At 55.6% G+C, this 18,612-nt stretch carries 22 protein-coding genes; 7 read left to right on the plus strand and 15 right to left on the minus strand.

The genetic code is table 11. The annotated features are described in order from the left end of the window. Window positions 1-46: 46 nt before the first annotated feature. The 8 genes from FH039_RS07765 to FH039_RS07800 form a co-directional block, all read right to left on the minus strand. Window positions 47-1,003 carry a hypothetical protein gene (locus FH039_RS07765; RefSeq protein WP_139680851.1) on the minus strand — a complete coding sequence of 319 codons (957 nt, stop codon included), beginning with the start codon at window positions 1,001-1,003 and terminating at the stop codon, window positions 47-49. Continuing rightward, window positions 1,000-2,262: a DUF58 domain-containing protein gene (locus FH039_RS07770; protein ID WP_139680852.1), complete on the minus strand. Its 1,263-nt coding sequence runs from the start codon at window positions 2,260-2,262 to the stop codon at window positions 1,000-1,002. Before FH039_RS07770 ends, FH039_RS07765 begins: the two co-directional genes overlap by 4 nt. Next, a complete protein-coding gene (locus tag FH039_RS07775; protein WP_139680853.1) occupies window positions 2,262-3,236 on the minus strand; it encodes an AAA family ATPase in 975 nt (324 codons plus the stop codon). The genes FH039_RS07770 and FH039_RS07775 overlap by 1 nt, the downstream gene beginning before the upstream one ends. Further along, window positions 3,233-4,270, minus strand: a complete 1,038-nt coding sequence (locus FH039_RS07780) for a hypothetical protein (protein WP_139680854.1) — start codon at window positions 4,268-4,270, stop codon at window positions 3,233-3,235. The genes FH039_RS07775 and FH039_RS07780 overlap by 4 nt, the downstream gene beginning before the upstream one ends. Further along, window positions 4,257-7,817 (minus strand): transglutaminase domain-containing protein, encoded by a 3,561-nt coding sequence (locus tag FH039_RS07785; protein WP_139680855.1) that lies wholly within the window; start codon window positions 7,815-7,817, stop codon window positions 4,257-4,259. The genes FH039_RS07780 and FH039_RS07785 overlap by 14 nt, the downstream gene beginning before the upstream one ends. A 123-nt stretch (window positions 7,818-7,940) precedes the next feature. Then, window positions 7,941-8,897 (minus strand): aminotransferase class I/II-fold pyridoxal phosphate-dependent enzyme, encoded by a 957-nt coding sequence (locus FH039_RS07790; protein WP_139680856.1) that lies wholly within the window; start codon window positions 8,895-8,897, stop codon window positions 7,941-7,943. After that, window positions 8,882-9,766: an adenosylcobinamide-phosphate synthase CbiB gene (cbiB, locus tag FH039_RS07795; RefSeq protein ID WP_139680857.1), complete on the minus strand. Its 885-nt coding sequence runs from the start codon at window positions 9,764-9,766 to the stop codon at window positions 8,882-8,884. Before cbiB ends, FH039_RS07790 begins: the two co-directional genes overlap by 16 nt. Next, window positions 9,754-10,500 carry a uracil-DNA glycosylase family protein gene (locus tag FH039_RS07800; protein WP_139680858.1) on the minus strand — a complete coding sequence of 249 codons (747 nt, stop codon included), beginning with the start codon at window positions 10,498-10,500 and terminating at the stop codon, window positions 9,754-9,756. The genes cbiB and FH039_RS07800 overlap by 13 nt, the downstream gene beginning before the upstream one ends. Before the next feature lie 60 nt (window positions 10,501-10,560). Here FH039_RS07800 and cobZ point away from each other — a divergent pair, with 60 nt between their 5' ends. From cobZ to FH039_RS07815, 3 genes are read left to right on the plus strand one after another with little or no spacing between them, the layout of a single operon-like run. Then, window positions 10,561-10,983, plus strand: coding sequence for an alpha-ribazole phosphatase CobZ (gene cobZ / locus FH039_RS07805; protein WP_139680859.1), 423 nt, complete (start codon window positions 10,561-10,563; stop codon window positions 10,981-10,983). Beyond that, window positions 10,980-11,675 (plus strand): adenosylcobinamide-GDP ribazoletransferase, encoded by a 696-nt coding sequence (gene cobS / locus FH039_RS07810; RefSeq protein WP_139680860.1) that lies wholly within the window; start codon window positions 10,980-10,982, stop codon window positions 11,673-11,675. Before cobZ ends, cobS begins: the two co-directional genes overlap by 4 nt. Window positions 11,676-11,724: 49 nt before the next feature. Continuing rightward, the gene (locus FH039_RS07815; RefSeq protein ID WP_139681746.1) at window positions 11,725-11,916 is read left to right on the plus strand and encodes a DUF2281 domain-containing protein; all 192 of its coding nucleotides are present in this window, start codon (window positions 11,725-11,727) and stop codon (window positions 11,914-11,916) included. A 46-nt stretch (window positions 11,917-11,962) separates the two neighbouring features. Here FH039_RS07815 and FH039_RS07820 read toward each other — a convergent pair whose 3' ends face one another. The 3 genes from FH039_RS07820 to FH039_RS07830 all read right to left on the minus strand — a co-directional run bounded on the left by FH039_RS07820 (window position 11,963) and on the right by FH039_RS07830 (window position 13,661). Continuing rightward, window positions 11,963-12,193, minus strand: coding sequence for a type II toxin-antitoxin system HicA family toxin (locus FH039_RS07820; protein WP_139680861.1), 231 nt, complete (start codon window positions 12,191-12,193; stop codon window positions 11,963-11,965). Next, window positions 12,190-12,417 carry a type II toxin-antitoxin system HicB family antitoxin gene (locus FH039_RS07825; RefSeq protein ID WP_139680862.1) on the minus strand — a complete coding sequence of 76 codons (228 nt, stop codon included), beginning with the start codon at window positions 12,415-12,417 and terminating at the stop codon, window positions 12,190-12,192. The genes FH039_RS07820 and FH039_RS07825 overlap by 4 nt, the downstream gene beginning before the upstream one ends. 110 nt (window positions 12,418-12,527) lie before the next feature. After that, the gene (locus FH039_RS07830) at window positions 12,528-13,661 is read right to left on the minus strand and encodes an MJ1477/TM1410 family putative glycoside hydrolase (protein WP_139680863.1); all 1,134 of its coding nucleotides are present in this window, start codon (window positions 13,659-13,661) and stop codon (window positions 12,528-12,530) included. Between the two features lie 50 nt (window positions 13,662-13,711). Between FH039_RS07830 and FH039_RS07835 the strand changes: the two genes are divergently transcribed. Then, entirely contained in the window at window positions 13,712-14,251 is a 540-nt protein-coding gene (locus tag FH039_RS07835; RefSeq protein ID WP_139680864.1) for an NTP transferase domain-containing protein, read from the plus strand. Between the two features lie 36 nt (window positions 14,252-14,287). Continuing rightward, on the plus strand, window positions 14,288-14,506 hold the full coding sequence (locus FH039_RS07840) for a hypothetical protein (RefSeq protein WP_139680865.1): 219 nt from the start codon (window positions 14,288-14,290) through the stop codon (window positions 14,504-14,506). Here the strand turns inward: FH039_RS07840 and FH039_RS07845 are convergent. Beyond that, window positions 14,503-15,954, minus strand: a complete 1,452-nt coding sequence (locus FH039_RS07845; protein ID WP_139680866.1) for a cobyric acid synthase — start codon at window positions 15,952-15,954, stop codon at window positions 14,503-14,505. The two genes, FH039_RS07840 and FH039_RS07845, sit on opposite strands and share 4 nt — an antisense overlap. Before the next feature lie 68 nt (window positions 15,955-16,022). On the opposite strand from FH039_RS07845, the gene cobT reads away from it, so the two are divergent. After that, window positions 16,023-17,033 (plus strand): nicotinate mononucleotide-dependent phosphoribosyltransferase CobT, encoded by a 1,011-nt coding sequence (cobT, locus tag FH039_RS07850; protein ID WP_139681747.1) that lies wholly within the window; start codon window positions 16,023-16,025, stop codon window positions 17,031-17,033. Here cobT and FH039_RS07855 read toward each other — a convergent pair. From FH039_RS07855 to FH039_RS07865, 3 genes are read right to left on the minus strand one after another with little or no spacing between them, the layout of a single operon-like run. Beyond that, entirely contained in the window at window positions 17,008-17,175 is a 168-nt protein-coding gene (locus FH039_RS07855) for a type II toxin-antitoxin system VapC family toxin (protein WP_139680867.1), read from the minus strand. The genes cobT and FH039_RS07855 overlap by 26 nt on opposite strands. Further along, window positions 17,165-17,371, minus strand: a complete 207-nt coding sequence (locus tag FH039_RS07860; protein ID WP_139680868.1) for a hypothetical protein — start codon at window positions 17,369-17,371, stop codon at window positions 17,165-17,167. Before FH039_RS07860 ends, FH039_RS07855 begins: the two co-directional genes overlap by 11 nt. A 29-nt stretch (window positions 17,372-17,400) precedes the next feature. Next, entirely contained in the window at window positions 17,401-17,994 is a 594-nt protein-coding gene (locus tag FH039_RS07865; RefSeq protein ID WP_139680869.1) for an adenosylcobinamide amidohydrolase, read from the minus strand. 101 nt (window positions 17,995-18,095) lie between these two features. Between FH039_RS07865 and FH039_RS07870 the strand changes: the two genes are divergently transcribed. Then, a complete protein-coding gene (locus FH039_RS07870; RefSeq protein ID WP_139680870.1) occupies window positions 18,096-18,611 on the plus strand; it encodes a MogA/MoaB family molybdenum cofactor biosynthesis protein in 516 nt (171 codons plus the stop codon). The last annotated feature ends 1 nt before the right edge of the window (window position 18,612 follow it).

Consider the following 18,612-nt stretch of genomic DNA (forward strand, 5'->3'; position numbering starts at 1 on the left):
ACCACCATAAATATGAATATATTTTCAAACAAAAGGTTTTCGGCGCTCAGAACTCAACGGGCCACATGTTGGTGTACAGCAGGAACCGCGTATCCCCGTCGGTGCTCTCCTTAACCTTTCTAAGCGGCACCCTCTTGATGGAATCCTCCCCTTCTCCCACCCCCAGATTCTTGACGTAAAGGATCACCCTCTTTGGCGGTTCTTTGACTTCTGTCTCTATCCTTACCTCCCGTTTCCCCATTTCACCGCCCCGAGTCAGCACGGTTACTACGAGGTCGTCCCCTTCCTCGATTTTCCATGAATAACTCCTGCCCAGCGGCATTCTGGCTTTGATTACCAGCACGTTGCGCCTGGCCTTTCCACGCCCGAAGATGCCCATGCTGAACGACACCCCAAGCGCGAGGAGGAGAAGCGGAGGGGCTAGGTAGTACAGCTCCCCAAAATCCACCCTTCTCCCGGTGAGGTAATCAATCGCCCACAGGAACACCAGGGCAGACGTTACCGTTGCCACGGCCATCACTAAGAGGGAGGGGTAAACGACGCCCGCAACGTCCCCCGCGGGAATTTCCCACTCACTCATAATCCTCTCCTTCTCAAGCAGCTCCCCGATGTAGTCGTCAACTATCGAGACAACGACGAGCACGGGGATGTAGAAGAACGCCCGTGAAATTGAGAGTAGCACGTTTTCCCTCAGTGCATCCATCAGAGGTGGGTACAGGGTCGGGAACGCTATTTCGACCAGGGGGGAGGCCCTCATTATCAGGTACAGCATGTTCGCGAAGTAAGCGAGGGAGATCAACCATCCGGGGGATTCCCCGTTGAGAACTATAAACCCCACCAACGCGGCCACGCCGAGGCGGATCAGCGTTTCTGGAGCTGCGATTCCGAGTCCACCAAGAAACGCCGTCAGGGGTGCTATCGAGGCCAGCATGTCCGAAACTATTAGTATCATTGGTATCAAAACTGCCAGCCTCAGTGTCGTCAGGACGTGATCCGTTCTCATCTTATCAGCCTCACGGTTTTTGTGACGACGGAGGTCACGTCTTCCCTGGTCGGATCCCAGAGGATTGAGTAAACACCCGCCCTTAGAAGGTCGTGCCGAAGGGCCCACTTCTCCAGCAGTATCAGCGAGCTGACCTCCCTCTCCAGAAGCGAGTACGTGGACACATCGAACACGAGCATTGGAAGCCGTTTATCCCTGTATATCGGACGAAGCCTTCTTATGCCCTCCCTAACCTCTGCCAGTCTTTCGGGGAGCAGGTTTGAGACGTAAATCACCAGGGGTGTGTAGCGGATAAGCACGTGCTTGAGGCCCTCCACGGCGCGAACGAAGTCCCCCTTTTCAACTTCAACCTCTTCAAGCTCCAGGAGCGTTTTAACCAGGATATACAGCTGCTTTGACCCGGTGGCGGGAAGGATGAGCTTTCCGTGGCCCACTACGTAGAGGCCAACGTTGTAGTTTCTCTTTGTGAAGTAGTACGCCAGGGAAGAGACGAGCTGGATGCTGTATTCCAGGGGGTTTTCCACGGAGGAGCCAACTTTGGAGCCTGTTGCGTCTATGATGAAAAGCACCGTCTTTTTGCCCTCCTTCTCGAACTCGTTTACCAGAACCTCACCCTTCCTGGCGGACGCCTTCCAGTTTATGAAGCGGACGGGGTCGCCCGCGCGGTACTCCCTTATCTCCCTGAAGTCCGTGGAGGCCACGCCCCTGATGGAGACGCTCGTCACGGGGATGGGAATCTGGGACTTTGTAACGGGCGTTCTGGTCCTCTTCGGAAGGCTTACGCGCGGCAGCACCGATAGGTAGGTTTCTTCACCAAAAACACCCCACCTGCTCGGTTTGAGCCCAAAGACGTGGTAGCCCATCACCTCACTGCGGCCGATGCGGTACCTGCCCCTCTTCGCGGGTTTGATGACGTACTCATACTCCACCACCAGTTCCCGGGGCCCCTTGAAAAACGCTCGGACGTTGCTCCCATCCACCAGCGCGAACTCCTCCGGGAGGGTGTCCCTTATCACCACGAAGCCGAGGCCGCGCCTGACCTTGAGGCGCACGCTGACCCTCAGTTCTTCCCCCACCCGAAGGTTCGTTTTGACGAGCTCCCGCTCAACCGATATTCCCTCCGGGGGATCGGCCAAAAGACCAACCGCCAGCACCGTCATGGGAATTACCGCCAGGTACGCCAGTCCAGGCATGGAGAAAATTATTCCGGCTGCGATGAACCAGAGGGCGGTGGAGATGAAGGAGCGAGCCGCGGCCATCACTCCTCACGCTCGAACTCTTTGGGAACCGGGACCCTCTTAACCGCCGCCTCGACGATCTCCTGGCCGCTTACCCCCTCAAAGGCGTACTCCGCCCCGAGGACGATTCTGTGGGCCAGCGCATCTATGACGTACCTCTTGACGTCATCGGGAACAACGAAATCCCTGCCGTTCATCATGGCGTTCGCCTTGGAAACCTTCAGCAGCGCCAGGGCGCCCCTGGGGCTCGGGCCCGCCTCGACCCTTTCGTCCTTCCTGACCTCCCTGACGATTCCCGCGATGTATTTGAGAACCTCGTCGTGTATAAACACTTCGTGCTCAACGAACGCCTGCATCTCCAGGAACGTGCCCCTGTCCATGACCGGCTCCATGTCCGCCGTTGGGTCGTCCTTGCCCCACGATATCCTGGCCTTGAGGATTCCGACTTCGTCATCTAAGCTCTTCGGATAGCCCACGCTCATTCTGAGGAGGAACCTGTCGAGCTGGGCCTCTGGGAGGGGGTAGGTTCCCTCGTACTCGATGGGGTTCTGGGTGGCTATCACGAAGAAGGGCCTCTCAAGCTTCAGGGTGTCGCCCTCAATCGTGACCTGGCGCTCCTCCATTGCCTCGAGCAGAGCGGACTGCGTCTTGGGAGGAGCGCGGTTTATCTCGTCCGCCAGAAGGACGTGGGTGAAAACCGGCCCCTTCAGAAGCTCAAACGTTCCGAGGTTTTGCCTCCAGACTTTGGTCCCTATGATGTCGCTCGGCAGCAGGTCGGGCGTGAACTGAACCCTGCGGTACTCCAGGCCGAGGGCGCGGCCGAAGGCCTTCGCGAGCAGGGTTTTCCCCAGACCCGGATGGTCCTCAAAGAGGACGTTTCCATTTACGAGAGCCGCCGCCAGCGTTTTCCTCACAACCTCCTCGTTGCCGATGTAAACCCTGGAAACCGCCGAAACGACTTCATCGCAGAGGGTTGCGTAGGACTCCGCGTTCATCTTTTACCCCCCATATACTCTTCAATCTTTTCGATGGCGGATTTAACAAGTTGAAGGCGCCTTTGGAGGCGCTCCCTCTCCCGCTTCCGGATCAGCCAGTTAGGGGTGAACACCGAGTAGCACTCCTCCTTGTACTCCACGATGGGCTCGGTAAGCTCTCTAACGGCTTCGATGTTTCCCAGCGCTTTTATGCCGTAGTAAGTCAGGAACGTCACGAGCGGGCCCTTCTTTTTACGGAGGACGAAGTCTTCCACCGCTCCCTTCACACGTTCGAACTCCTCGTCCCCGGTTATAGATATCTCCATACTGTGCTTTTTCCACTCCCCCACCAGATAGTTCTCGAGGTTCGCCGCCGAGAGGTGGTTCTGCACGGCCATCGCCGCCAGCAGGGTTGCAAAGCCTATCGTCCCCCACTCCAGGTAAAACACGTACCGCGGGTAGTTTTCAAGCATGTAGGGCCTGAGGCCGGCGTACAGCCCCAGGAGTACAAAAAGCAGTATGATCCCGGCGGCGTTTCTCTCCACGAAACGGCTTCCTATCAGGCCGGAGCGTTCAGCGGCAACGAGCGCGTACACGACCACCGACGCCGCCGCGGCGTAGAGGAACGCGGGGGCTATAATGTACCCCTTAACCAGATGACCGCTGAAGAGATAGAGAGCGTAGAAGACGAGGGCCACTCCCAGGCCCCGGGTTAGAAATCCCGGAACCTCCGGGAGCTCCGGTGCAATGCTGGCTACGGTAACCCCTGCCGCAAGAAGGGCCAGTGGGAGCTGGAATTCCAAGCTGGTGTACGGTTCGGATGGCAGGAGATAGAACGCGAGTGCAAAGCCGGCCCCCTTAACGAGGTTGGAGACAACTTCCCCGTAATTGGGGAGCAGAAGCGAGAGCCGGGAGAGGAGGAAAAACAGCAGGAGCACCTCGATGCTCGCCACGAAATCCCCCAGGTATCCGCTCAGGAGAGGGTATCCTGAAAGGGCATAGACGAGCACCATGAGGATGGGGTAGAGAATCAGAGAGGCATCAATCTTCCTCATAGCAGTCACCTCCCACCAGTCGGGACAGGGACTGGTAGAACTCCATGAACTCCCTCCTTCCAACGGGATAAAGACTGTACCTGGCGACCTCGAAAAGGTACGTGACGGTTTTCAAATCATCCCAGTCGTATTCACCCCGCAACCTGTGGGCAAGTTCCTCCGGGGCGAGGTCTTTGCCCCCCAGCCCTTTTCTCCTGGCGAGTTCGAGGAAGCATCTGTCGTAGAGCCTCATTATCTCCTCCCTGTAGTCCACAACCCACACCTTGACCCATCCCATAACTTTCTCCCCCTTTGCGAGAAGTTCGTGAACCCCTCTGGGCAGCACCAGTTCAAATCTATTCCCCGTTCCAGCGGGCTTGCCGTCGACGAAGAGCTCAACGGGAACGTCGCTCGTGACGGTGATTTTTTCGCCCTCGCCGTAAACCGGCGGCCTTCTGTCGGGATGCAGAATTGGCGCGTAGCGCCTTTTCTCCAGCCCCCTGAGGGCGGAGGTAATCCCAATCCTAAGCGCCGTGAGACCTTCCCTCCTCCGGTAGACGAGCACCCCAGCGGGCAGTATGATGAGGCCCGCGAGAATAAGGGCGTAAGGCGGCCGCCTGGCCACGGAAACCTCGAACTCCGCGGTGGAGGGGAGATAAAACTCATCCCCTTCAAAGACCGCCCTGGCCCCCTGTCTCCCGCTTTCACTCGGCCGAACCGCGAAGAGGGCCGTGCCGTTCATGTCGGTTCTGGCGCTGTGGTTGCCGAAGAGGTCGAGGATGATGACCCTTCCCGGGACCGGATTGCCGAACGCATCCACGAGCCTGACCGCGATCGTGGCGTTCTCCCCCTCCCGCATCTCGCCGAATTCCACGGTCATGTTGGTGGGGGAGGCCAGGGTCACGGGGGTGCTCTCCAGAAGAACGTCCTCGTAGGTAAAGAAAACGTTGTAAATCCCCGGAGAAACGTTTACTGGAACGGTGAAGTTAAAGCGCCCCTCCTCTAGGACGCTGGTGAAGCGGCCCATGGGGGTCGAAAGGGACACGCTGCCGGAGTCGATGCCCAGAATCGAGCCGTTGATCGTGATGTTCCTGCCTATTATCCACCTATCAGGAACGGTTGCATTGAGCTCGACCGCGGTGATGTTTACCGCCGCCTCCGCACCCAGATAGTACCTGCTTCCCCCGTACGATATCAGAACGTGGTGTCCCCCTGGCGTTTCCAGAAGCAGGGGAGCCGTGAAGACGCCGGCGGAATCGGTGGTAACGTTGATGCGAGAGCTTCCATCCAGGTTGACCTCAATCGTGGCGTTGGGAACGCCGTTTCCGGCGGAGTCAATGAGCTTTCCCCCGAGTTCGAACTTCCCGGTCTTCGTCACCACCCGCTCCTCAATCTGAATTGTGGTCCTGTCCCTGACGATTACCTCGGGGTCGCTGTTGGACGGAAGGTAGTAATCGTTTCCCTCGAAGTGGGCTACGATCTGATAGTTCCCCAATGGGAGGTCTGGGGGGACGGAGCACTCAACGCTGAAGCGTCCGTTTACAGAGGCACCCATGCCAACCACCACACCGGGCGAGTCCTTGCTCTCGTTGAGGGTCACGTACACCGGGCCGTCAACGGGCCCTCCGTTCTCGCCGGTTACGGTTCCGTTCACCCAGAAGGATTGGTTCTTCAGTATTTCGGAGGGGTAATCCGTTATCCTCGTCCTGGTGCGCCCGAGAACGCGCAGGGGAACCTGAAGGACGACCGCTGTGTCGTTGGAAGTTCCGGTTATTTTGATGGTGTAGTCCCCGGGCCTTGAGGGCGCCGTTAAGATGAGGTCGGATTCAAAGTCCGGGTTTCCTGACTCCTTCAGGAGCCTGTACCTACCGGGGTACTCCACGTCCAGGTTAACCCTTCCGAAGTACCCGTCCCCTATGACGTGTATCTTTAATCTGCCGAGTTCCCCCGTCACGAGGGTGAGGTTTTCAGGTTCTGCCGTCAGCGAGAACTTCCCGCCCCGAACTATGACGGTGAACCCCCGGGATGCGGTTCCGTTCACGGTACCGCAGTATGAGAGAACGACTTTGACCGTTGGATGATACGTGCCCGGCTCCGGGATTTCCTTCATGAGGAAGGATTTCGTGATGTTCGGCGCAATCGTGGAGCTGACCGAATACAATCCACCCATGCTGATTTTAACACCGAGTTCCGGTTTGCAGCCGTTTACCTCTCTGAGGCCGTGCGGAATCACTGTAATGTAAACCCGGAAAGACTTGTTGACATCGGTGACAACAGGATTCGGGTCGATCAAGATGTCGAAATCCGGGCCGGCAGGGCTCCGGTTCTTCGGTTTCTGCGATTCGCTCATCCCGAAGGTCCCGTTACCTTGTCCCAAGAGACCGCCCGCGGGTGCCGTGGCATCGAACGTAACCCACCCAATGCCCTCAAAGGGCACCTCCGCCCACGCGTGGGCCTGTATCGGGTGCACGGCCTGCTCGGCGGGGGTTTCCTTTATCAGGTATCCTGTAACCAGCCTCGCGGGGATTCCGTTCAGTCTGGCCAGAATCACAAAGGCAGTGTTGAAGTCGATGCAGACCCCTCTCTTTGAGTGGAACAGGAACCATTCGAGGGGGTCGATACCATTGGGAGCGGGGGGCGCGTTCATGTCGAATTCGTAGTGCATGCGAAGATAGCTCTCTATTGCCCTCGCCTTCAGGTAGTCCCCTTCGATCCCCGCGGTTATGTTGCGGGCGAGCTCCAGAACCCTCTCACTCACGTTAGGAGTCTGGAGGTACCGGGTAGAAACAGTGGTTTTCGCTCCCTCCAGGACAGTATTCGGGAATATATAGTGTACGGTTTTGAAGGTGTAGTTCCAGACGATCCCAGAGGCTCCGAACAGGTGGCCTTCATCGTAGTATCTCAGATCACCCGGCGCGCTCACCTCTTCGGTATAAAGGGCTGTCAGGAGGTTGTCCGCGATTATTGGGGACGCCAGAACCACCGTGATGTTATCGGACACCTCCGAATGCTCCACGGAGAGAACTGGAAGATTGCCCCGGTTTCCAGGTACTGAGGTCTCGTTCAGGCGGTACCACGTTCCGTTCAGGTACGTGGCATAGACACCACCCCTGAGGTACGCGGTGTGGGCTGCCCCGCTCACTGTCATGACGATTCTCTCGGTGTCTCCCCTGCAGAAGCCGTTCCTGCGGAGGTCTATGGACTCGGGCTCTGTAAGGATACCCGCACCACCGGAGTTGTTCCCGGCCGGTGGAGAAGGGTAGCTCAGGTTGCTGTACTCCGGACTGAGATTGAAAGAAACGTTTCTCGGGGATACCCCACGTGTGCTGCTGTTTAGCCAGGGATAAAACCGGGAGAGATCGAGGGTACCGTTTTTCATCACAGACTTCTCTACAGACTGTTCGGGACTTTTAACCCCCAGAATACTCTCAATGCCTGCAATTGCAGAGCCATTACCCGCAGAAACCCCCTCGGAGGCGCCATAGAGCCTTGTAGGTATCTGATTTATCGACGCTATCAGGAGCAGGGTGAGCAGGAGGATCAGCGCGGAGGATATGTATTTTCTCAACGGAGACACCACTCTTGACTGTGTCCCGTATTATACCTACCCCACCCGAATTATTTAACACAGGAATTATTTAACCGTTGCCCCCGTGTTTCCACAGGACATCCAACGTGTATCAAAGACCGTTTAAACCCGCTTGAATCCTGCAATCAAAATATCATTCTCCTCAGGCTTTCTGACCGAAAAGCGAACGTATTCCGGCAGGCCGAAGCTCTCACAGTTTCTCACGAGGATCCCGCGCCTCTTGAGGCCCTCAACGAATTCCTTCGCATTGCCAACGCGCTTGATGAAGAAGTTGGCGTCGCTTTTAACCTTTAGCGCCTTTTCCAGCCTCTTCTTCTCGCGCCAGATTAGGGGCAGGGTCTTCCGCAGGTGCTCGAAGCCGTCTTCAATCACGAATTCGAGGAAGGCAACGCCCGTTGAGCCTATGCTCCAGGGCATTCTAACACTCCTAAACGCCTCTGGAAAGCCCAGGACGTAGCCCACCCTTATCCCAGGCAGACCATAGCTCTTCGTGAAGGTTCTGAGCTTCACTATGTTCTCTCCTTCCGGACTTTCCCGCCTTTCAACGAAGTCTATGAAGGCCTCGTCGAGGACAAGGAGGGCTTTTCTGTCCTCAACCGCATCGAGGAGCGGTTTGAGCTCCTTAATTCTATAAAACCTCCCGTCGGGGTTGTTGGGGTTGCAGAAAAATACAACGGAATTTCTCTCGACGAGTTCCGCCAGCCTTTCTGGATCGTTGGGGCCTTTGACGACCTTCGCCCCAAAAATTCTCGCCACCCTCTCGTATTCGCCGTAGGTGTGGCCCGGGATTATTACCTTCCTCCCGCGGAGCGCGAGGATTCCTAGGAGGTAGAGCGCCTCAGTGATTCCAGCGGTCACCGTTACAGGTTGGTCGATGAGCTCTCTCAATTCCTCCTCAAGCCTCTCATAGTATGGATAGCGATCGCTTATCTCTTTGGAGCGCTCAAACATTTCGTCAAGCCATTCCGGAGGATACGGGTTCAGAGATGCCGAGAAGTCGAGCAAACCTTCCTCCCTCGCACCGCCGTGGTAGGTCGAGAACTTCACGGGCTCAAGCATGGGAACACCTCCGTTGTTAGGAGTAGAGCAACGATAACCACCCATTCCGCAACAATCACCCAGTAAACCTTCAAAGCCCTCCCTATGTCTTCGTTCCCCGGTTCCCTCCCCGGAAATCTATAAAGGCCGGGCTTCTCAAGCCAGACGCCGAGGACGGCTGACATCGCCGAGATGGGTTTGTCGGAGTTGAGCTTGAACCTCGCGAGACGGTAGTGTCCCAGAACTTTCCTCCAGCCGAGCGGAATGTAAAGGAGAACCGTCAAGCGGGCCGGGACGAAGTTGAGAACGTCATCCAACCTGGCGGAAAACTTGCCAAAATATTCATAGCGCTCGTTCCTGTAGCCGAGCATGGCATCCAAGGTGTTCACCGCGCGGTAGAGCAAAGCTCCCGGGATGCCGAAGAGGAGGAAGTAGAAGAGCGGAGCAATCACCGAGTCGTTGAGGTTCTCGGCGAGGCTTTCTATTGAGGCGGAGTTTAGGTGGGCCTCGTCGAGGGCTTTAACATCTCTGCTGACTATCATCGAAACGGCCTTCCTCTTTTCCTCGATGTTCCCAGTTATCGTCCTCGCGACGTGCTCGTATAAACTTCTAACCGCGAAGGAGCTCTTGAGGATGTAAACCCCGAGGGCGTAGTCCAGCGGGAAGGGGAGGTAGGAAGGGAGAAGTGAGAGCAGAAGGGCGGTGATTATGACGAGAAGGGCCGTGGAGGTTCCGGCCAGAAAATCGAGGGAGGGGTCTCTTCTCCTCCAGCGTCCCTCAAAAAGGTCAGCTAACCTACCGAACCACACGACGGGATGAACCTTAGCCGGCGGTTCCCCTAAGAGCAGATCCCAGAGCAGTGCAAGGAAGAAAACCGTCAGAACCTCCATTCTCCGAAGGCCTCCCTTATCGCCGAGTATTCTTCCAGCATCTCCTCATTTGGCCCCCTCAGCCCCCTTCTCACGTACCAGGCGGGGTGTCTGAGGTAGGTGAACTCAAAGCCGAGCCGTTTCAGGGCCTTTTCGGCGGTTCTGCCGACCGCGAAGATGGCTCTCGGCTTCACAGCTTTAAGCTCCCTCCCGAGGAGCTCAAGCTCGCCCTCACCGAAGCCCCTAAACCTGTTGTCGGGAGGATTGCACTTGACGACGTTGGTTATGTATAAGAAGTCCGGGTTGATGCCGAGGCTGAAGAGCGTCTTCCTCAGCAGCATTCCCGAGGCGTCGCGGTAGAAACAGATTCCAGTCTTTCCGCAGCCCTTTCTCCCCGGTGCCTCCCCGACGAGAACAACGCCGGAGCCGGGCCAGCCGTTGGAGAAGGGCAGACCCCCAAACTCGCCCACCCGGAGCTGATAGCGGTAGTATTCCTCGCGACAGAACCTCAGGGGGTCTTTGAGGAGCTCACGGTAGAGGGCTTCCAGCTCCCTGGCTTTTCTCCCGTCTTCCCCGTTCACGACGAGGAAGCGCTCGTCGGGGTTGTATATCGTTCTCGCGTAGACCCCGTAGGTTTTCTCGTCTAAGCTCAGAAAATCCCTCCAGTCGCGGAGGACTAACGGGATTACCTTAAGATTGGCCGGGTTTACGTAGATCCCGCCGACCTTTTTGAGGTTCTCAAACGGCAAGAGCATAATGGATAAAAAGTCCAGGGGGTTTATAGGTTTGATGGTTCAGTCCCGGTGGGTGGAAGTATGGAACGAAGGGAACTGGTGGAGAAACTGAAGGAAAAGGGAATAACCCTTGACTCCATGCTCGACACGGCTCTGGAGCTTTACGTGGGGGATGGAAGGGAAAAAGTCCGCGAGAGGCTCGAAAAGCTGATGCTAAGGTATCTCGACGACATCAACATCCAAGCGCTTCTCATGGCGGCGCTCCTGCTTGAGGAGAACTTCAAGGTCGAAGGCGACCCCGTGAACCTTATCGCGGACGAGCTGATTGGAATAGACATCGCCGAATACATAGGCGGGAAGATGGCGCTCTTCAACTTCTTCTACTACGACACAAGGAAGCCCGGGATTCTGGCCGAGCTTCCGCCGTTTCTTGACGATGCGATAGGCGGCTTCATAGCCGGCTGCATGACGAGGCTCTTCGAATCGGAGGCGGACTGGCCATGAGGAACCTCCTGCCGTTCTTGACAAGGATTCCAGTGGAAGGAGACTTCGAGAAAGCCCGCGAGGAGCTCTGGGCCTTTCCACTCGTTGCCTTGGTTAGTTCAGCGCTTCCAACGCTCGTCCTCTACTTAGGGCTTCCCCTCTCGAACGTCCTTGCCCTTCTCGCGCTCTACTTCACCATTGGCCTCCTCCACCTCGACGGCTTGGCGGACTGGGCCGATGGGGTAATGGTCAAAGGAGACAGGGAGAGGAAGATAAAGGCGATGAAAGATTTAAACACCGGTATAGCCGGCATCTTCGCCGTGGTGATGGTTCTGCTCCTCCAGGTTTACTCCCTTTCGCTTGTTCCTTTCTACGCGCTTTTTTTATCCGAGCTGAACTCAAAGCTCGGCATGCTCCTCGCTCTGGCAACAAAGAAGCCCCTCGGTCAGGGCCTTGGGGCGTATTTCATGGAAGGGATGACTGGGAAACGGCTCCTCGGCGGGCTCATTTTCTACGCCCTCCTCCTCGTCCCTCTAATTGCCTATGATCCGAACGTCTTGGCCTCGCTCCTCGGCCTTCTCGCTGGGGGCTATGCAATTCGTATTTCCCTGAAAAACTTCGGCGGAATAAACGGTGACTGCATAGGTGCGATAGCGGAGATAACAAGGGCCGGGACGTTGGTGGTTATGGCGTTTGCGTGGCAATTGATTTAAAGGACAACGACAAAAAGAGTGTGGTGGGAGAATGTAAGAGGTAGAGAGAATATTTGCTAAGCTTCCGCCCGAGGCCCGAAGGGAGCTTTTAGACTACGCGGAATTCCTTCTCCAGAAATATGGAAAGCGAGAGAGCAGAGGGTTTAGGTTTACCTGGGAAGGAAAGCTGAAGGACGTCAAGATGACCTCCGTTGAACTCCAGCACAAGGCCTTGGAGTGGCGGGAGAAGGTATCTGATTGACACGAACGTTTTCCTTGGAGAACCCCGTTCCAAGCTTCTGGAATATTTATGGATCCTCAAGGAGTTCTTTGAAGACCTTAACGGAAATCCCCACCTCCCGAAGAATAGCCCTTAAAAGGCCGGTTTTTAGGCTTTTGTGGAGCGGAACTGTTATCATTTTTCCAGAAGGACCAATTAGGATAACGTGAGAACCTTTTTGGCGGGCAGGATAGTATCCCAACTTTCGAAGGGCTTTAATGACTTCCTCTCCGGAAACGTCTCGTGGAAGCTTTGTCATAGGGATACCTCGACGATGTGACTTTTCTCGGAGCGAATGAACTTTTTCATAGTCTTTCCGAGTTCTTTCTCTTCAAGGACTTCAAGGTAGAGCTCGATAGCCTCTTTTATGTTTTTAAGAGCTTCCTCTTTTGTTTCACCCTGGCTAAAGCAACCAGGGAGGGCGGGAACGTATGCGACATAGCCACCCTCCGGTTGAGGTTCAAGGACGACCTTAAACTTCATCAATCTCTCACCACCAAAAGTTTATCCTCACGAGTTAAATAGGTTTTTATCACCATTGTCCACGCAGTGAAGAAACTGCGGACAGACCGTTGAAAAATATTCCGTCAAGGTTATTTTTCTATAGGCGGCTGAACCCCAGGAATCACATCGAGTCTATCCAGCTCCCTGTCCTCGAAGGCCACGTAGGGGAGGTAACCCCTCTCCCGGGCCTTTTCTATAAAGTCGAGGATTCTTGCGAGGTCTTCATCGCTCCTTGTCCCGTCATCAACATAATCAACAACCAGAACAATTTTTCCGGCCTTAACAACCCCATCGAGGAGTGGAACCTTTTCGCTCACCCAGGGACTCGGCTCAAGGCCGTCGTAAAAGACGTCCTCACTCGCCCAGCCGGAGACTGTTCTCAAAAGGCTCCCATTATCGTAGTCAAGGAGCCACTCCCCGTTCTGGGGGATTATTATGAAGTCCTTGCCGGCTTTAGAGCGGGTGTAGTTGGATATCTGGATTATGAATTCGATCATCTGCTTTGCCGTCCAGCTCTCGTTGTAGCCCTTCTCAGCCCAGAACCAGTACTCATCAACTTTGTCGAGGTAAACGCCTGAAAAACCCTGCGCGATGATTTTGTCGAGATACTCGAGGACTACCCTCTTCCAGCCCTCCTCCCAGTACTTGACGGCGTAGTTGCCCTCCCAGTCAGGATTCTCCGGCCCGAGCCACTCGGGAGGATTCTCTTTCCACTCATCTCTCCAGTAGAAGCGATACTCTTCAGCCTCACCGATGCTGATGTAGGCTATGGGAATCACCCCGGCCCTCTTAATCATCTCGATTTCCTCTCTCGTGTAAGCGGTTTCATCGCCCCCGTCCCTCGAGTAGTCCATGACAACCAAGTCGAAGCCACTATTGGCTATCACCTCGGGACTCGCGTTCTGGAGCCAGTAGGCCCAGCTCTTAGTCGAGGAGAGGTTCAGCGTTCTCTTACCTGGGACTTGGCTTGAAGTCTCACCCTCTGGAGCGGTTTGTCCCGTTGACGTTACGTTTTGCTGGGCTGTTTTGAGCGAGGTGGAGTTTGATGGAGTCGGGGAGGAGGTGTGCGATACGGAGGGAGCGGGAGAAGACGTCGTCTCAGGTATGGGTTGGAGAGGGGGCGAGAACGAAGCCGTACTGGTTTTCTCTCCCACTGGAGCGTCTGAAAGGCAGGCGGAAGCAAAAACTATGAGGAGCAGGAGGAACACACCAGCGAGCCTCATGAATGCCGTTGAGTGGAAGGCCTTTTAACCATTGCCCGCTATCAACTCCCATGATAATCATCATGGCAGGCGGAAGGTCGAGCAGAATGGGCCGGGAGAAGCCCGTCCTGAAGGTTGGAAATAGACCAATGCTCCTGCGCGTTTACGAGGAGGCGAAAAAGGTTGACGAAGTTCTTGTGGCCCTCTCAAGGAACACGCCGAAGACGAGGGAACTTTGCCTCCGCGAGGGAATTCCCTTCGTTGAAACCCCCGGAAAGGGCTACGTTGAGGATCTAATTTACCTTCTCCGCGAGTTCGGGCCGTTCATCAGCGTTTCCGCTGACTTGCCCTTCGTGAGGGCGAGCGACTTTCTGGCGATAAAGAAGGCCTTCGACGGAAAAACGAGCCTGACAGGAGTTCTTCCTCTGAGGCTCGTTCCGAAGGACTTAAAGCCAATCGTTTACAAAGGCTACGCAATAGTCGGCCTCAACGCTGTTGGAACCGAAGGCGAGGAATTCTTCGAGCTGAGCAACCCGCTTTTGGCTTTGAACGTGAACACGCCGGAAGAGTTAAAGCTGGCGAACAGAATAGCCTGCCTGGTGGGAAAATGATTTAAGCATCTTTCTTGATCCTGTGGTGGTGATGGGATGGACGGTGCCGGTCGTTCGGTGGGCGGCTTTGTGGTGTTCATTGCCCTCGCCATAATCGGGGTTATCCTAATACTCGGATTCCTGCTCTTTGCGGCGGCGTTCCTGATAGTCTTGGTGCCACTGGTGATAATCCTCATTGTCGTGGGAGCCTTGAAGGGGTGGTGGAAGAGGAGACACCCACCCAAGGAGCTTGAGGGGCCTGAGGACTACTTTTAGAGTCCCAGCTCCCCTAAAATCCTCTCCACGTCGAGGTTTTTCTCAACTACCTTTGCGAACCTCTCGATTTCCTCCTCTATGCTCCACCTCTCAACCGTAACTGGCTCAAGGCCCTTCTCCGCCCTCAGAAAGTTGAGGAAGCGCTCGGTGAAGGCGAAGTTGTGGAAGATGCCGTGTAGATAAGTTCCGAAGGCCCTCTCGCCTATCGCCCCCTCAGGCTCAAAGGTTTTCGCCCCGTTGATGGCAGTTATGATTGAAAAGGGCCTCTCCGAGGTGCTCCTGCCGAAGCGTATCTCGTAACCCTCAACGGCCATTCCCTTAGCCGGTCCCCACAGAACCTCGGCCTTTAGATGGTTCGTCCTCTTGGTTCTCTCGAAGACGGTCTTGGCCGGCAGTAGGCCAATGCCCCTAACGGTTCCGCGCTTCGACTCAACTCTGTCTGTTATCTTCTCACCCAGCATCTGAAAGCCCCCGCAGATTCCGACGACGAAAGAACCCTCACGGTGGGCCTCTATTATGGCATCTTCGAAGCCGTTCTCGCGGAGCCAGAGCAAATCCTCCACCGTGTTCTTGCTCCCCGGAATGATTATGACGTCGCCCTTTAGTTCCTCCGGTTTGGTGACGTAATCAACGCCGTTGGCCCAGTGGAGTGGTTCAAAGTCGGTGAAGTTGCTTATGTGGGGTAGCCTGATTACCTGGATGTGAAGCTCGCCTCTGACTTTCGGGAACTCTGCTAAGGAGTCCTCCTCCGGCAGGCGGTGGCTGATGTAGGGGATAACACCGAAGGTGGGCTTTCCGTAGCGGTTCTCAAGGTATTCAAAGCCCGACTTGAGAAGGGAAGCGTCCCCCCGGAACTTGTTGAAGATGAAGCCGATTATCGCCTCCCTCTCGCGTTCATTCAAAAGCTCCATCGTGCCGACTATTGAGGCGAAGCTCCCGCCCCGGTCTATGTCGGTGACGAGGATTCCTTTCGCTCCAGCGTGGAGCATTACTCTCGTGTTCGCTATGTCGTAGCCCTTGAGGTTAATTTCAACCGGACTGCCGGCGCCTTCGATTATAACGAGGTCGTGCTTCTCCTTCAGCTCATCCAAAACTTCCATAGCCTTCCTGAAAAGTTCTTCTTTCTTTGAGAGCATGTAGTCCTTGGCGGAGACACTGCCAATCGGCTCCCCCATGAAGACGACCTGGCTTCGCATGTTGCCCTCTGGCTTGAGCAGAATCGGGTTGAACTTAACGCTGGGCTTTTTTCTGCACGCTATGGCCTGCAGATACTGCGCCCTGCTTATCTCGCCCCCCTCGATGCTCGGCGCGGAGTTGAGGCTCATGTTCTGGCTTTTAAAGGGCACCACGTCGTAGCCGAGGTTCGAGAAAACCCTGCAGAGGGTCGTGACGAGGAGCGACTTACCGGCACCGGACGATGTCCCGAGTACCATCAATGCCTTTCCCATTCTCCCACCGTTCGGAGTTGGCCGAAGGGCATATAAACCCTTGGATAAAAAGTCCAGCGGTGGTTGGAATGGAGAGCTTATTCCTCCTCGTTCTGGGAAATACTGAGATAAGTACCGTTCCGGGAATCAGCGTTGCCGGGGCAACTCCTGAACTGACGAAGCTGACACCTGTTGCCGATGCGGAGTACCTCTTCCACGAGAAGCCGTTAACCATTGATGTCATTCCGGTAACTCCAGAGGGCCACCCGACGCCGGCCATAATCACGAAAGCGGCGAGAGAACTGGCGAACTTCCCGGTTCTTGTCGTCAGGGGTGGAACGTATCTCGCTCCGCTCGTCCCCCACGTGCACATCAGCGGGCACGTTGGCAGGGACTTTAGGAAGGGGCCCGCTTTACCCGAGTTCGGTGAGATAATCAAGCGGGCCAAGCTTCTCGGCGAGGAGCTTAACAAGTTGCCACTCAAAGAACTCGTCATTGGCGAGTCAACGCCCGGTGGAACGACAACTGCTCAGGCCGTCCTCTGGGCTTTGGGTTACGATGCCAAGACGAGCTCGGCCTCGCCGAACAACCCCCAGAGCCTGAAGGAGAAGGTAATCAGCGAGGCCTTTGGAAGGGCCGGAATCGAGAGGGGTCAGCTGAAGGACAACCCTCTTGAGGCTCTGAGGCAGTTCGGCGACCCGATGATGGCGACGGTGATAGGTATTTCCCTCGGCTTCAGGAAAAACATCGTCCTCGCTGGAGGAACGCAGATGTTAGCTATTTCAGCCCTTTTAAAGGCCCTCGACGAGGATTTGGGCAGGTTCATGATAGCAACAACCAAGTGGGTGGTTAATGATAAGAGCGCGACCTTCCTCGAAACGGCGAAGGAAATAGGGATAATAACCTACGCCGCAGATCTGGACTTCTCGGAGAGCGAGTTCAAGGGCCTTAAAGACTACGAGAGGGGTTACGTCAAGGAGGGTGTTGGCGCTGGAGGAGCGACGTGGCTGGTCGTTAAAGCCGGCTTCTCGCCAGAGGAAGTGAGCAAAAAGGTCGAGGAGCTTTATGGAAGGCTTATGGAGATGAAGTCGTCTCCCTGAGCAGTTCAGCTTTTATCCCGGCTTTTACCGCTTTTTCGTACATCTTTTTGTCGTCGGTTACCAGTTTGGCGTCTGCTCTTTTTGTACATGCCAGGAAGAGAACATCAAAGCCACTCGTGTCGAGGACGAGGTCAGTAGTCATAGTCCCTCTCCCTCATCTCCCGTATCATCTCGGTTATGTCCTCCACTTCTTCCGTGTACTCCGTCTCCTCTTCCGCAAGTCGAATTAGTTCCTCAAGGGTAACCTTGCCCTTCCGGAGTTCCCTCAGCCGGAGTTTCAACAGGAGGTTCTGCGCATCAAGGAAGAGCCTTTCAACCTGAGCCTCCACGTCCTCCATTCTCTCACCGGCTTTAATAGGGGTTGAAACTATTTAACACTCCTCGTCTTCTCCCACGTTCTCAAACTCTCCTCAAGGGCCTTCCTGACGGCTTTCCCGATGTTTATTCCAAGCTCCGTTGCCGTTCCCGCCCACTCGATTTCGCCTTCGAAAGCAAAAATTCCGATGCCGTCGCTCGTCGTTCCGGTGGCGTTGTAGCCGAGGCTCAGAAGTGTATAGGTTTTGGCTTCGGTTGCCGTCATTATTGCGTTGGCCATCGCGCCGACGGTTAGGCCTTCCTCAATTACGAGGGCGATGTTTATCGTTCCAGGTTTCCACGGTGGTGGCTCTTCGCCAGCTATCGCTGGATTTGTAATCCCCGCCGTCACGTAGGCAGTAACGCTTCCGCGCCTTGAAACCGCGAGCACTTTCCCAATGTCGGCGGCGGTCATGAAGCCCACGAAGTTTTTGAGCCCGTGTTCCAGCTCAAAGGCACGGCAGTCGGCTTTGTAATCCCCTGCATAATCCTTGTGCACCATCATGAAGAAGAAGCCATTTGCTTTCGTCAGGCCTCCTCTGTGGGGTGCGTTGCTTAATGCCAGCAGCGGCTCGTCGAAGCGCTTGATGAAGTGATCAAACCTCATGAATGACCGTCCGCTCCGGGGGATATAACGCTTGCGCCGTTAAACGCTTCCGTTTGCTGAAAGGTTATTAAGGTCGGGAAATATTTTACCCTGGTGATGATATGGGCGCTGAGGAGCACAAGAGGAAGGCCCCACGGAAGTTCAAGTTCGCGGTCATAACGGTGAGCGACACGGCCAGCAGGGGAGAGAAAGAGGATAAGAGCGGAAAGTTTCTCGTCGAGGAGCTTGAGAAGGCTGGACACGAGAGGGTTCTTTACAAAATAGTCCCTGACGAGAAGATGGAAATCATTGGGGCAGTGATCGATGCCTTCAGGGCTGGGGCGGAAGTTCTGGTAACCTCCGGCGGAACTGGAATAGCGAGCAGGGACGTTACGATAGAGAGCGTCAGGCCGCTTTTGGACAAGGAGCTGACGGGCTTCGGCGAGATTTTTAGGCTTCTGAGCTACGAGGAGATAGGCACAGCCGCGGTCATGACGAGGGCAACCGCGGGGATAATAAGGAGCCAGGGCAGGGCAATGGCAATCTTTTGTCTGCCGGGAAGTTTGGGCGCGGCGAAGACCGGGATAAGGATTATCCTCAGCGAAGCTGGCCACGTCCTCAAGCACGGGAGGGAGTAAA

Source organism: Thermococcus indicus, from assembly GCF_006274605.1.
Classification (GTDB): Archaea; Methanobacteriota_B; Thermococci; order Thermococcales; family Thermococcaceae; genus Thermococcus; species Thermococcus indicus.